This is a genomic window from Streptomyces sp. NPDC046862 (assembly GCF_040704615.1).
In the GTDB taxonomy this organism is placed as follows: Bacteria; Actinomycetota; Actinomycetes; order Streptomycetales; family Streptomycetaceae; genus Streptomyces.
Genome location: NZ_JBEYXP010000010.1, coordinates 138,733 through 151,879 on the forward strand (window position 1 = coordinate 138,733; position 13,147 = coordinate 151,879).

The 13,147-nt window shown below is 69.2% G+C and carries 10 protein-coding genes; 1 reads left to right on the forward strand and 9 read right to left on the reverse strand.

The window, feature by feature from the left end; genetic code table 11:
* Positions 1-126 precede the first annotated feature (126 nt).
* The 9 genes from AB0959_RS13675 to AB0959_RS13715 form a co-directional block, all read right to left on the reverse strand.
* Positions 127-1,356, reverse strand: coding sequence for an ROK family transcriptional regulator (locus AB0959_RS13675; RefSeq protein ID WP_366826565.1), 1,230 nt, complete (start codon positions 1,354-1,356; stop codon positions 127-129).
* Between the two features lie 15 nt (positions 1,357-1,371).
* Complete coding sequence (locus AB0959_RS13680; RefSeq protein ID WP_366826566.1) at positions 1,372-4,065, reverse strand: beta-galactosidase; 2,694 nt, start codon at positions 4,063-4,065, stop codon at positions 1,372-1,374.
* The gene (locus AB0959_RS13685; protein ID WP_366826567.1) at positions 4,062-4,958 is read right to left on the reverse strand and encodes a carbohydrate ABC transporter permease; all 897 of its coding nucleotides are present in this window, start codon (positions 4,956-4,958) and stop codon (positions 4,062-4,064) included. The genes AB0959_RS13680 and AB0959_RS13685 overlap by 4 nt, the downstream gene beginning before the upstream one ends.
* Complete coding sequence (locus AB0959_RS13690) at positions 4,958-5,935, reverse strand: sugar ABC transporter permease (RefSeq protein WP_366826568.1); 978 nt, start codon at positions 5,933-5,935, stop codon at positions 4,958-4,960. Before AB0959_RS13690 ends, AB0959_RS13685 begins: the two co-directional genes overlap by 1 nt.
* Before the next feature lie 6 nt (positions 5,936-5,941).
* Positions 5,942-7,228: a sugar ABC transporter substrate-binding protein gene (locus AB0959_RS13695; RefSeq protein ID WP_366826569.1), complete on the reverse strand. Its 1,287-nt coding sequence runs from the start codon at positions 7,226-7,228 to the stop codon at positions 5,942-5,944.
* Between the two features lie 251 nt (positions 7,229-7,479).
* On the reverse strand, positions 7,480-8,823 hold the full coding sequence (locus tag AB0959_RS13700) for a family 43 glycosylhydrolase (RefSeq protein WP_366826570.1): 1,344 nt from the start codon (positions 8,821-8,823) through the stop codon (positions 7,480-7,482).
* Positions 8,810-9,580: a DUF3159 domain-containing protein gene (locus AB0959_RS13705; protein WP_366826571.1), complete on the reverse strand. Its 771-nt coding sequence runs from the start codon at positions 9,578-9,580 to the stop codon at positions 8,810-8,812. Before AB0959_RS13705 ends, AB0959_RS13700 begins: the two co-directional genes overlap by 14 nt.
* 187 nt (positions 9,581-9,767) lie before the next feature.
* A complete protein-coding gene (locus tag AB0959_RS13710; protein WP_366826572.1) occupies positions 9,768-11,708 on the reverse strand; it encodes a S9 family peptidase in 1,941 nt (646 codons plus the stop codon).
* Between the two features lie 33 nt (positions 11,709-11,741).
* Entirely contained in the window at positions 11,742-12,398 is a 657-nt protein-coding gene (locus AB0959_RS13715; RefSeq protein WP_366826573.1) for a helix-turn-helix domain-containing protein, read from the reverse strand.
* Between the two features lie 142 nt (positions 12,399-12,540).
* Here AB0959_RS13715 and AB0959_RS13720 point away from each other — a divergent pair, with 142 nt between their 5' ends.
* Positions 12,541-13,134, forward strand: a complete 594-nt coding sequence (locus AB0959_RS13720; RefSeq protein WP_366826574.1) for a toll/interleukin-1 receptor domain-containing protein — start codon at positions 12,541-12,543, stop codon at positions 13,132-13,134.
* Positions 13,135-13,147: the final 13 nt, after the last annotated feature.

The following is a 13,147-nucleotide window of genomic DNA, read 5'->3' on the forward strand; positions in this document are numbered from 1 at the left end:
TCGCTCCCGCCCGGCCGCACGCGGCCTGCCTCACACGACGCGTCCCGGACGCTCCGACGACGCCGAATGAAGTATCTCCACATATCTCCTTGCTTGCCGTACATCCCCTTGCTTGCCGCACATGTCCTACGGCCGTGGCCGCGTCCCCGCCGGGCTGGCCAGTCCCAGACGGGTGAGGAACTGCTGCAGCGTGAACGCCGCCATGCCGAGGGCCACGGCGTTGCCCGGGACCCGGGACGGCTCGACGGTGAGATCCGGCAGCGAGCCTGGCATGACGTGCCGGGGAAGTTCCTCGCGCACGGCGGGCAGGAGCCAGCCGGCCAGGGCCTCGGAGGCCCAGCCGGTGAGGGTGACGCTGGGGACGTCGAGCATGTTGACCAGGTCGCCGAGGCCCGCGGCGAGGTAGTGCGAGGTGCGGCGGGCGAGCTCCCTCAGTGCCGGGTCGCCCGCGGCGAGACCGTCGGCGACCGCCCCGACGAAGTCACGTTGCCGTGGCAGCCGCAGCGTGGGGTGTTCCGGGTCGATCTCGGCGAGGGTCGTCCGCAGACCGGGTGCGCCGAGATACGCCTCGACGCAGCCACGCCGACCGCAGCGGCACGGCCGTCCGTCCAGCTGCAGGAGCGTGTGCCCCCATTCACCGGCGTTGTTGGTGGTGCCGCGGACCAGGGAACCGTCGATGGCGATGCCGGCGCCGACGCCTGTGCCGAGGTTGACGACGGCCATGGTGTCGACCACGCGCCCGACCCCGAACCACATCTCGGACAGGACCACCGCCTTGAGCGGATTGTCGACGTACACGGGGACCAGGAGGCCGCTCGCCAGCATCTTCTCGATGTGCACGTCGCGCCAGTCCCAGTTCGGCGCGAAGACCGAGACACCGGCTTCGGGATGGACGTGCCCCGGCATGCTGACTCCGACGCCGATGACGTGCTCGTGCTCGGCTCCCCCGGCCCCGACGGCCGACTCGATCGCGCGGACGATGCCGTCGACGACGTAGGCCGGGTCGTTCTCGTCCTCGTCGAGCGCGACCTCGCCCTGGCCGAGGGCGCCGAGCGCGAGGTCGTACACCGTGGCGTCGACGTAGGTCTCGGCCACGTCGACGCCGACGATGCGGCCGCGGTCGGGATCGATGGTGAGCCGCTCCTGCGGCCGTCCCCCGGTGTTGTTCTCCACGGTGGCGATGCGCAGGACGCCTTCGGACAGGAACTCGGTGACCAGGGTGGCCACGGTCGCCGGACTGAGTCCGGTGTGCCGGGCGAGTTCCTGACGGGTGGACGACCCGAGTTCGAACAAAGCGTGCAGAACCTGGAAACGGTTCTCGCTGCGCAGATCCCGGGCCGTACGCCGCATCGCCATGCCCCAACTGCTCCCTCAGCCGTCTGGAGACTCCAGCCGCAGTGTACGGAGCTCCGGATTGCCCGGTCCGGCGGCGCCCCGCACCAGCAGGGTCAGCCCGGACCAGCCCGACGGGATCCAGAGTATGTTCGAATCCCCGCCGGAGAAGGCCGGCCGACCGCCGTCACCGTCACCGTCACCGTCACTGTCATCGTCACCGACCCAGACGCGGCCCACGCACTCCCCGTCGCCCTCGTCGTCGTCCCCGGCATCCCTGGCAGCCCATCCGGTCACGCGGATCTGCTCCCCGTCCAGCCGTACCACGAAGCCGTCGTCGGACGTCGGCAGGTCGACGTCGAGCCACGCCTCCTCCCCCGGCTCCAGGGCCAGCGGCAGCCGGATGTCCTGCGCACGCCCGGCCTCCGCAGCGAAACGGGTCAGCAGCTCGTCGTCCTGCACGGAGCACGACCAGCCCGTCACCGGCTCCAGGCCGAGCAACTCGGCGCCCAGGCCGCCGCCACTGGGGTGGTGCGGCAATGTGACCGCGACCTGATGGGTTCCGGCGGGCAGCAGGACCCAGGGGTCCTCGGCGGTGACGGTGCGCGGCTCGCCGTCGTCCACGCTCACACGCAACGGCTCGACCACGCCCCGCAGATGCAGCGCCGACGCGGTGTCCGACCGGATGTCGCGCGTGTAGGTGACGGGGAGCCCGACACGGGTACTGCTCCAGCCGCCGAGCACGCGCACGGGCGTCGGCAGGCCCGCCCAGTGGCCGCGCACCGACCACAGGGCCGACACGTCCGTCACGTCCCGGACCGTCCACGGCGTGCCGAGTCCGCGCAGCGCGCCGAGGCGGAGGGCCGGCAGGCGCGCGTCGTCGAAGTTCGCGTGCCCCCAGATCTCCACGACGGCCTCGACGGCGACAGGACCGGTCGCCTCACGCACGTCGATCCGCTGTGCCGCGCCGAACCCGGCGATCGTCGGACGCGCACGCCCGTCGATCGACAGGTCGACGATGTCCGCCGCGCCGACGAGCAGGAGTTCGTCGACATCCGTCAGATCAGCTGTGGTCCGGTAGGTTCCGCGCCCTCGGTACACGCCGATCGACTCCAGCGTGGGCGGCAGTTCGTGGCTGCCGGCCGGCTGCTCGGGAGCGCCGTCCGGTCGCCGTCGTGCGGCCCGTACGGTGGTGGGCGGCGCCGCGCTTTGCCGGATCGGCGCCGCGCTTTGCCAGGTCGGCGCCGCGCTTTGCCGGATCGGCGCCGCGCGCAGCCGTACGGCGTCCGAGGGCATCACCGCGACAAGCGTCAGTCCCCCGGCAGTCACCCGCTCGGGCGCGCCCGCCGTCGGCGCCGGGATCTCGACCCGGGCCCCGTCCAGGACGACGGTGACCGGCACCTCGGAGGAGAACGTCAGCACTCCGTCCGACGCCGCCACCAGATCCGCCGACGCCAGGGTGAGCGTCCCGTCGTACCCCCACGTCTGCAGCGGAACGTCCACCAGCATCAGCGGACACGAGTCCGCGGCGACGGCGACCGGCACGCCGTTCACGACCGCCGTGCCCGGGGCCGTACCCGCCGCCGTGTCCGTGGTATCCGCACCGCCGAGATGCGGTACGGCGATGAGTTGACCGCCCTCGTCGAGGTCCAGGGCCGACGGCGAAGAGCTGGTCGGGAAGTCGGCGCTCACCCTCACACCCGGCACGGTCGAGGTGGCGAGCGCCAGTCGCGGCCCCAGGGTGTCGATCACGCGGGCGAGCACCTGGGCCTGGGTGTACTCGGGCCGTTCGGCGCCGGTGGACGAGACGTAGCCGCCGAAGTCGTAGCCGTGGCTCATGAAGTTGGCGGGGGTGCCCCAGTTCCCCGTGGACGGCGTGTACCCGAAGTTCCACCCGGACGACTGCAGGTACGGCGCGATCAGCGAGGCGCCGCTCGCCAGAAGCCGCCGCAGTGTCCGGTGGCGCCGGTTCGTCTCGGTGATCAGCAGGGGCAGGCCGCGGGCCGACAACAGCTCGGCGTAGCGCCGTACTTCCGGCTCGATGTCCGGGGAGTCGTCGTCCGGGTAGAAGTTGCAGGCCGGTACGACGCCGGGGACGTCTCCGGTGGCTCCTTCGATGTCGCCCTGTCCGGAGCAGGCGATCAGCGGCACGGTGATGCCGTGGCGGATCGCCTGGTCGCGCAGGGCGGTCACATACCCGGTGCGGTCCTCGCAGTCGAAGAAGTCCAGCTCGTTCTCCAGCTGCACCATGATGACGGTGCCGCCCGCCGGGTACTGACGCTCGGCGAGCAGGGGCAGCACCTGGTCGAACCAGGCGGTGACCCCGGCGAGGAAGCGCGGCTCGTTCTGACGGACCCTCAACTCCGGGTCCAGGCCCAGCCAGGCGGGCAGCGCGCCGCCGTCCCACTCGGAGCAGATGTACGGGCCCGGCCGCGCGATGACGTACAGCCCGGTCTCCTGCGCGAGGTCCAGGAAGGCGGCGACGTCGCGCCGGCCCTCGAAGGACCAGCGGCCGGGTGCCGTCTCGTGGAAGTTCCACGGCAGGTAGACGTCCACGCAGGTGTATCCCGAGTCCCGTACCTGTTCGAGCCGGGCACGCCACTGCTCGCGCGGAAGGCGGAAGTAGAACAGCGACGCGCACAGCACGACGCGCGGACCGCCCTCGATCCGGATGCCCCGGGCGTCGAACTCGATGGCACTGTTGAGCACTGTCGTCGGACTACTGCTACTCACTTGACCCCCGCGCTTCCACCGCTGATGTCCATCTCGTACAGGTACTTCTGGCCCAGGTAGTAGACGAGGATCATCGGCAGGGCGAGCAGGATCGAGCCGACCATCACCAGGTTCCAGGGCGGGGCCTGGCCCGCCTGCGAGGTGGCGGTGATGTACTGCACGCCCAGGGCGAGCGGCATCTTCGACTCGTCGTTGAGGTAGATCAGGGGGCCCATGAAGTCGCCCCAGGTGTGGGTGAGCGTGAAGATGCCGATGGCGATCAGGACGGGCCTGAGCATCGGGAACATGATCCGCCGGTAGATGCCGAAGAAGCCCAGGCCGTCCATCATGGCGGCCTCGTCGAGCTCGCTGGGCAGCCGGGAGACGAACTGCCGTACCAGGAAGACGTTGAAGGCGTTGGAGAAGAAGTTCGGCACGATCAGCGGCAGGAAGGTGTTCACCCAGCCCAGGTCCCGGAAGAGGATGAACTGGGGGATCATCGTGATCTGCGTCGGGATCATCATCGTCGCGATGACGACGAGGAAGATCGTGTTCTTGCCCGGCGCCCGCAGCCGGGCGAAGGCGTAACCGACGAGACCGCTGGAGAGGACCTGCCCCGCCACCGAGAACAGCGAGATGAGCACCGAGTTGAGCAGGAAGGTGCCCACCGGCAGCTCGGTGCCGAAGACCCGGGAGAAGTTGTCCCAGTGGAACTCGCGCGGGATGACCGTGAACGAACCGGAGTTCACGGTGGCGTCGCTGGACAGGGCGATCGAACCGACGAAGACCAGCGGGGTGGTCAGGACCGCCGCGACGATCAGCAGGGTGCCGTAGCTGAAGGGTGTCGCGCGGAACGCCCGTACGGCAGGGGCCTCTTGGCGTTTCTTGCTGAGGGGGGTCGCCAGGACCGCCATCACTTCACCTCGGTCTCGTAGAACACCCAGCGCCGGGTGGTACGGAAGGCGATCACCGTGAACACCAGGATCACCAGGAACAGCAGCCAGGAGATCGCCGAGGCGTAACCCATGTGGTAGTAGTTGAACGCCTGGTCGAACAGGAGCGGCACCAGAGTCTGGGCCGCCTCGTAGCCCGCGGGGTTCTTGCCTTTCGGGATGAGGATGTAGACCTGCGAGAAGATCTGGAACGCGTTGATCAGACCCATGATCAGGTTGAAGAAGATGATGGGCGTCAGATGCGGCAGCGTGATGCTCCAGAACTGCCGCGTCGCGCTCGCGCCGTCGACCTCGGCCGCCTCGTACAGCTCACGCGGGATGCCCTTCATGGCGGCGAGCAGCAGCACGGTCGCGGCGCCCGCGCCCCACGCCGACATCAGGATCAGGGCGGGCTTGACCCAGGGGCCGTCGTACAGCCAGTTGGGGCCTGAGACGCCGAACGTGCCGAGGAAGTCGTTGATCGGGCCGTTCGGCGCGAGCACCATACGGAAGATCATCGCTGTGGCGACCAGCGGGATCAGAGTCGGCAGATAGATGAGAGTGCGGAACAACTTCCGGGCCCTGACCTGCTTGTTGAGCAGGTTCGCCAGCCACAGCCCGAGCACCAGGCCCAGCGGGACCGAGATCGCCGCGTAGTAGAAGGTGTTCCCCAGGGCCTTCCAGAACACCGGGTCGTCGGTGAGGGCCGTGACGTAGTTCTGGAAGCCGACCCACTTCGGCGCGTTGAAGGAGTCCCAGTCGGTCAGGGAGTAGTAGATCGACGCGATCATCGGCCCGAGCAGGAAGACCAGGAAGCCGATCACCCACGGTGAGATGAACAGGTAGAAGGAGAGCGCCTCACGGCGCCGCCGCTTGGAGAGCTTCGGCTTCTTCGCCGACGCGGGTTCCTTCGCGGCCGCCGGAGAGGCTTTGGGGATGGGTTCCGTCGTGGTCGCCATCTCCGGTCATCCCGCGGACTTGATGAGGGACTCGAGGTCCTTCTGTACGGCGGTCAACGCCTTCTTGGCGCTGCGCTCCTTGCCGAGCCAGAAGTTGGCGAGGCCGTTCGAGATCGTGTCGATCATCTCCTGCCACTCGGGGATGAACGGCGCCCGGAAGACGAACGCGCTCGACTCGGCGAACGCGCCCATGTCGACGTCCGTCTTCATCCACGACGGCTTGAGGAACGCCTGGCTCTTCTGCACCCCCAGGTTGGCCGGCACGTCCTGACCAGAGGCGATGATCGCCTTCTGCGCCTCGACGTCGGTGAGGAAGTCGATCGCCTTGAAGGCCTTGTCGCGCTGCTTGGAGGTGCGGGAGATCGCGAGACCGCTGCCGAACGCGGACACGGCCTGCTTCTTGCCGCGCCACATCGGCGCGATGTCCCAGTCGAACGTCACCTTCGTCAGACCCGACATGACCCAGAAGCCGTTGGCGTGGGTGGCGACCTTCTGGTTGGGGAAGGCCTGGTCGCCGCCGATGTCGGGGCCCATGTCGGCGTAGTCCGCCTTGCTCGGCACCACCTTGTGCTTGAAGACCAGGTCGCCCGCCCACTGGAGCGCCTCGACCACGGCGTCACTGTCGACGGCGGGCCGGCCGTTCCCGTCGATGATGGTGCCGCCGTTCTGGTAGGCGAGGCTCCACCACTGCGGAAACCACTCCGCGCCGCTGTACCCCCACACCTTGCCGGGGACCGTCAGCTCCTTGAACGCGTCGAGGGCGTCGTCCCAAGTCCAGTCCGCGGTGGGGGCCTTGATGCCCTTCTTGTCGAACATGTCCTTGTTGTAGAACACGGTGACCGCGCCGGAGCGGTCCGGAACCGCGTAGAGCTTGTCCTGGTACGTGTAGAGGGTCCCGACCGGGCCGAACCGCTGATCGAGGTCGAGGTTCGCCTTCTTGGCGAGGTCGTCGAGCTCCAGCAACTGGTTCTTGCTGGAGTACGTGTTGACGCTCTCGGCGACCTGCATGATGTCCGGCCCGTTGCCGCCGGCGATCATCGTCTGCACCTTCTGCGGGTACGAGTCGCCCGGGATCAGCTGCAGCTTGACCTTCAGGTCCGGGTACTTCTTGACCAGCAGGTTGATGCGGGCCTGGTACGTCTTGCGGTCGGGGTCGCCGCCCCACACCGTCATCACGAGTGGCGCGTCACTCGAACCCGCCCCGGAGCCGCACGCGGTGAGCGTGATGACGCCCGCCGCGACCCCCAGCCCAAGAAAACCCCGACGAGAAAACTGCGTTCCGGCAAGCGTCATCGCACTGCCCTTCCCTGAAGTGTGCACACGCCCTGGAGCGCCCTGGAGGCTGCCCGACGATCTCCCAACGATCAGGGCGGGCTTCGAATGGCGGTTAAATTAACCCTCGTTTTAAGCCGGGGACAAGACCTTGTTTCCCACGAGTTTCAGAGGACACGTCAACTCGTGGGGCAGAGGGGGGCAAGGGGGCGCTTGACATGCGAAAGGGCCCCAACCTGGCGGTCAGCGCAGGTCAGGGCCCCGTCGTGTGGTCAACCGTTGCCTGTGCGACCAAGGCTTCGGCGCTTGACGTACAGGCGGTTGCCCGCCGGGCCGGTCCATTCCAGCTGGACGACGCCGGGCACGGCGGCGTCGGCCCTGCGTGAGGGATCCGACCAGTGGCCGGCGCTCGGGTTGAGGAAGAACGTCGACCACGGGCGGCCGTGGTGGTCCACGAAGAAGTTGTTGTGGCCGGCGCCGACACCCGCCGTCCACCGCTCGGAGTACGGGCCCTCGAAGGTGTCCGAGACGGCGACGACCGCGTCGTACTGGTGTTCCCGGCGGCCCGGTCCGGGTTTGTCGTAGGCGTACCGCCTGGTGCCGTCGGGGTTGTCCGACGTCCGGTCCCAGGCGGCCTGGACGAGGTAGTACCTGCCCTCGTACTTGAACACGTAGGCGCCTTCGAGGTACGGCTCGGGTGCGTAGGGCTTCTGCTGGAACTTCGGGAGGTTCGTGGTCGGGACGATGTCCTCCATGTCGTCACGGAACCTGGCGTAGAGGTCGTTGTGCAGCACGAGCCACGCGTCCTGGCCCTCGCTGTAGAGGCTCCCGTCGATGTGGAAGTAGGCGCCGGGCTCGATGAAGTCCGGGCCGCCGGTGACCGGGTCGCCGAAGGGTTTCTCGATGTTGCCCTCGACGATCCGGTACGGGCCCTCGACGCCGCCCTCGCTCACGAGCATGAACGAGCCCACCTTGCGGGAGTGGTCACCCGTGCACGCGACGATGTACCACTTCCCGCGGAAGTAGTGCACTTCCGGGGCCCATGCCTCGCCGCGCTTGCCGAACCGGTCGTCGTGCCAGTACTCCTGCCAAGGGGCGACGACCGTGCGTCCCGGTCGGTTCTCGCCGGCGAACTCTGGTGACCACACCTTGCCCTTCTCGGCGCCGGGCCGGATGCCGGTGGTGTCGGCCAGCTTCCACGGCCCCTCGAGAGACGGGGACACCCAGACGAAGATGCCGTCGTTCCACGGGGCGGGGCCGTCGAGCCCGGGCGAGCGCGTGGTGCCCGTGGCGACGTAGACCGGGCGGCCGTCGACGACGAAGCAGTTGACGTAGGTGTCCCGTATCCAGACGCGGCCGAGGTTCTCGTCACGGGGGCGCAGTTCGAGCGGGAGGACGAAGGAGTTGTCCTCGCGCGGCCACAGGTCCGGCCGGGTGTCGGCGAGTCCGTAGGGCTCGGGATCGGGCCAGTTCGACGGGTGGCGCCCCAGGGGCGCGGTCTCGGCCGACGCGGGAGCTGCCCGCGCGGCGGCCGTGGGCAGGGCTGTCGCCACTCCTAGGCCGGCGACGCCGCCCAACAGGGACCGTCGGGGAAATCCGCTGTCAGCGCTGGTCATCAGTCACGTTCTCCTTCGTGGTCGGGGATGCCGGTGCCCTCTCCGGGTAGACCGCCGACCGGGGGGCGATGCCTTCTGCTTGGTGTGCCGGCTCGATGTGCCGGCTCGATGGGTCCGTGTTCGCCGTCCACGCGGCCAGGTCGGCGGGGACTGGCTGTCCGGCCAGGGCCGTGAGCCGCCGGGCCGAGCGCCGGCCCGCCCACAGGACCACCAGGAGGGCCAGGGCGAGGAGCGGGTAGCCCATCGCGATCCTCGCGACGGCCAGCCAGCCCGTGCGGTCCTCGTCGTACAGCCACTGCCAGACGGCTACCCGGACCGCGAAGACTCCCACCAGTGTGAGCGTGGCGATGTCGTAGTAGCGCCGTGAGGGCTTGTCCTTGAGCCAGGCGGTCCCGGTGCCGTTGAGCACACCCCAGACGATTCCGGCCAGCGGCCGACGTACGAGGACGGAGAGCAGGAAGAACACGCCGAGGGCGACGTTGCTCCAGATGCCCGTCAGGAAGAAGCCCTTGGCCGATCCGGTCTTCCAGGCGACGAACGAGGCGACCGCGACGCCGAACAGGCCGGAGATCGCGGGCTGGAGGGGCTCCTTGCGCACCAGACGCAGCGCGCTGATCGCCAGCGCGACGCCGACGGCGGTGCAGATGGCGGCCGTCAGCCCGAAGGAGGCGTTGGCGAGGACGAAGGCCACGATCGGCAGCATCATGTACACGAGTCCCGCCGTGCCGCCCATCTGCTCCAGCGGTGTGCGTTTCACCGGACGTTCTGAGGTCCTGTCCGGCATATGCGGACCAGGCGCCGGGTGAGAGGGGTGTGTGGGTTCAGTCATGCGGGATCAACTCGTCAAGTAGTCGTTTGTCTGCGGGGCTTGAGGCCCGCGGGTCGCCGACGCAGGCACGCACCGCGCACCACGCACGTCCCGCCGCTCCGCTCGGGAGGCGCGGCTACTCCGAGCCCGCCTGTCCGCACAGGTGGCGGGCGAGGAAGCGGTCGGCCGCGCGGTACGCGTCGATGTTGTTCTCCGGGTTCACGAAGGCGTGGCCCTCGTCGTCCTTGACCATGTACTCGACCTCGACCCCGCGGGCACGGAGGGCGTCGACGATCCGGTCGGACTCGGCCTTGACGACGCGGACGTCGTTGGCGCCCTGGACCACCATCAGCGGCGTGCGGATGTCATCGACACGGCCGATGGGCGAGCGGGCCAACAGGTCCGCCTCCTGCTCCGGATCGTCGGGGTTGCCGGCGTAGAGGTACCAGTTGTTGACCAGGTGGGGCCGCGCGAACACCGGCACCGTCCGCAGGAAGGTGACGAGGTTCGAAGGGCCGCAGAAGTCGATCGCGGCGGCGAAGACGTCGGGGGTGAAGGTGACGCCGACCAGGGCGGCGTAACCGCCGTAGGAGGCGCCGAAGATCGCGACGCGGTCCCGGTCCGCGTACCCTTCCGCGACGGCCCAGTCGACGGCGTCGACGAGGTCGTCGTGCATCTTCCCGGCCAGCTCCCCGATGCCGGCCTTGAGGAACGCCTTGCCGTAGCCGGTCGAGCCGCGGAAGTTGACCTGCAGCACCGCGTAGCCGCGGTTGGCCAGGAGCTGCACCACGGGGTGGTAGCCCCAGCTGTCGCGATGCCAGGGGCCGCCGTGGACCAGCAGGACCATGGGCAGCCCGGCCGGCCCGGCGGGCTCGACCCCCAGGGGCAGCGTCAGGTACGAGGGGAGGGCCAGTCCGTCGCGTGCGGTGATCGTGACCGGCCTCATGGGGGCGAGGACCTCGGGGGCCAGGTGCGGGAACGACCGGAACAACACCCGGCTCTCGCCCGTGGAATGGTCGTAGTAGTAGGTGACACCGAGGTCCCGGTCATGGGTGAAGCCGACGACCCAGCGCTGCCCGCTCTCGTCGGACGACACGGCACCCAGGTCGCCGTCGTGCAGCTTCTCCAGGTTCTCCAGCACCGCGGCGAAGTGCGGGTCCAGCGGGTGGATCACCTGCCGCTCGCCGAGGTAGCGCGCGCCGAGCAGCTCTCCCGTGTGCCGACTGAGGATGAGGGGCGACGGCAGCGTGGGGAAGACGGTGGAGCGCGGGTCGAGGTCGAGGACGGGGTGGCTGTCGACCTCCGTCTCCTCACCGGTGGCCAGATCGAGCCGGACCAGCCGGGTCCGGTCGGTGTCCCGGTTGGAGCCCATCCACACACCGGTACCGTCCGGGGTGAGCTGGAACGGCTGGATGCCCAGCGGGTGGTCGGCGCCGTCGAACGTGATGACCGGACGCAGCGTCCCCGCCCCGGCGTCCCACCGCGCCAGCTCGATGTCACCGTCGGCCGTCAGGGTGTAGGCGTACAGGTCTCCATCGGGCGTGTACAGCCAGCCGGCTGCTTGACCGGGGCTCTCCGCCAGGACCGTCAGCTCGCCCGTGGCGATGTCGAGCTCGTAGAGGTCGAACTCGGCGGGATTCCTGCGGTTCAGATGCAGGAGCGCCTTGCCCGGCCGGGAGGCGGTCGTCTCGAAGCCCACGGCCGTGGTCCCGGGGAAGGGGGTGAGATCGACCGCCCCGGCATCCGGGTCTTCCAGGTCGACCCGGTAGACGTGCCAGTTCTCGTCGCCGTCGCCGTCCTGCTCGTAGAGCAGCCAGCGCGGATCATCCGTCCAGTGGTAGGTGTGCACGCTACGGCTGTCGTCGGCGGTGACGCAGCGCGCCTCCTCGCCCGCGTCGACGCTCTCCACCCATACGTTCAGTCGGCCCCGCCACGGCGCCAGAAAGGCGATCCTGGTGCCGTCGGGCGAGATCGACGCGCCGACACGGACGGGCGAGCCGAATAATGCCTCGACGGTGAGGTGCGGGACGCCTTGCGCGGTGGCGGGCGTGGCGGATGTGGCGGGCACAGCGGGCATACAGACACTCCTTCTGGGTTCGTCCCCGTTCGCTCAGGGGGCTGTTTCGGGCTCGGGGGCTCGGGCGACCGGGTCGCCGACGGCACCGCCGGTGGCCGTGCGGATCGCGTGGGCGTAGCGCCGGGAGAGGGCCGTCACGTCGGTGAACTCCGTGATGTCCTGGCCGTCGAGGTAGGCGGCGCCGATGTGTTCCTCCAGCACCCGCACGACCGCGGCAGCGGCTGCGGCGTGTATCAGCACCTGCAGATCGCCGGCCTGGCGCTCAAGGCGGTCAGCGATGATCACGCGCATCTCCAGCTCCGTCTGGTTGCAGGCCATCAGCCACGCCGTGCGCAGCGCCGGCTCGGTGTCGGCGAGCCGGATCATCTTCATCGCGAGCATCTCGTCGGCCAGATCGACGGGCGGCGTTCCTCGGCGGAGTCCGGCCAGTTCCGCGGCCAGGTGGTCTTCGAGCGAGCTCTCCCGGGGCCAACTGCGCAGCACGCTCAGCAGAGTGACCACGCCCTGCATGACGATCGGCTCGGCACAGCTCTCCTTGCTGCGGAAGTGCCGCCAGATGGTGCGCGTGGACAGGCCCACGGCCTCCGCGATCTGGTCACCACTCGTAGCGGCCACTCCCTGCTCCCAGAACAGACGAGCCGCCTCCCGGGAGATCTCCAGCCGCAGCCGCGCACGCCGCTGCTCACTCATTCCCCCTCCGCTGCGCTTCTCCGTCGTCATGACGCCTCGTCACCCTTCGCAGCTCGTGTCCTCAAACGACAGTACGTCACTAAGTGACACTAACGCGAGTGTGTGGACCTGAAATGCTGCGCACGCCATTAGCCTGATGCCTGTGGACACGACAGGATTAGTCCTGAGCGCGGTCGGCACGGTCGCCGGTGTCGTCAGCGCCTACTTCGCCTACGTGGCGGTTCGCCACCAGTTGTCCAGGCGTCGGCACAGCCCTGTACCGCCGGTACCACTGCCCGTACCACCGCCCGCACCGACGCCGCCCGCCCAAGGCTCCGCGCGCTACGACGTGTTCGTCTCGTACGGCCGTGAAGATGCCGACTGGGTGCGTTCGTTCGCGGCGCGGCTCCGCGAGAAGGGCCTGAGCGTGGCGTACGACGAGGTCGTGAGCAGGCCGGGAGGGATCCGCGTGCACACGGTCGAGACCGCGATCCGTGAGGCGGCGCACGGGCTGCTGGTGTTCAGTCCGGCGTCGATGAGCAGCGGTTGGGTCAGGCAGGAGTACGCCGCCCTGATGCAGCCGTCGATCGAGTCCGGCCGGCTGTTCATCCCCGTCGTGGTGGGGGACGTGGAGTTGCCGGAGTTCGCCGCCACCCGGTATGTCGCGGACTTCCGCGGGGCGGGCGACGGTTCAGGGCAGGACGGCGTGTACGAGCGACGGGTCGACGAGATCGCGCGGGCCCTGCGCGACCGCTGACGTGGCCCGACCG

Coding starts and splice junctions, on each gene's coding strand:
- AB0959_RS13700 (WP_366826570.1), bottom strand. CDS start 8,823: ATGACCAGCGCTGACAGCGGATTTCCCCGACGGTCCCTGTTGGGCGGC.
- AB0959_RS13675 (WP_366826565.1), bottom strand. CDS start 1,356: ATGGCGATGCGGCGTACGGCCCGGGATCTGCGCAGCGAGAACCGTTTC.
- AB0959_RS13690 (WP_366826568.1), bottom strand. CDS start 5,935: ATGGCGACCACGACGGAACCCATCCCCAAAGCCTCTCCGGCGGCCGCG.
- AB0959_RS13715 (WP_366826573.1), bottom strand. CDS start 12,398: ATGAGTGAGCAGCGGCGTGCGCGGCTGCGGCTGGAGATCTCCCGGGAG.
- AB0959_RS13685 (WP_366826567.1), bottom strand. CDS start 4,958: ATGGCGGTCCTGGCGACCCCCCTCAGCAAGAAACGCCAAGAGGCCCCT.
- AB0959_RS13695 (WP_366826569.1), bottom strand. CDS start 7,228: ATGACGCTTGCCGGAACGCAGTTTTCTCGTCGGGGTTTTCTTGGGCTG.
- AB0959_RS13710 (WP_366826572.1), bottom strand. CDS start 11,708: ATGCCCGCTGTGCCCGCCACATCCGCCACGCCCGCCACCGCGCAAGGC.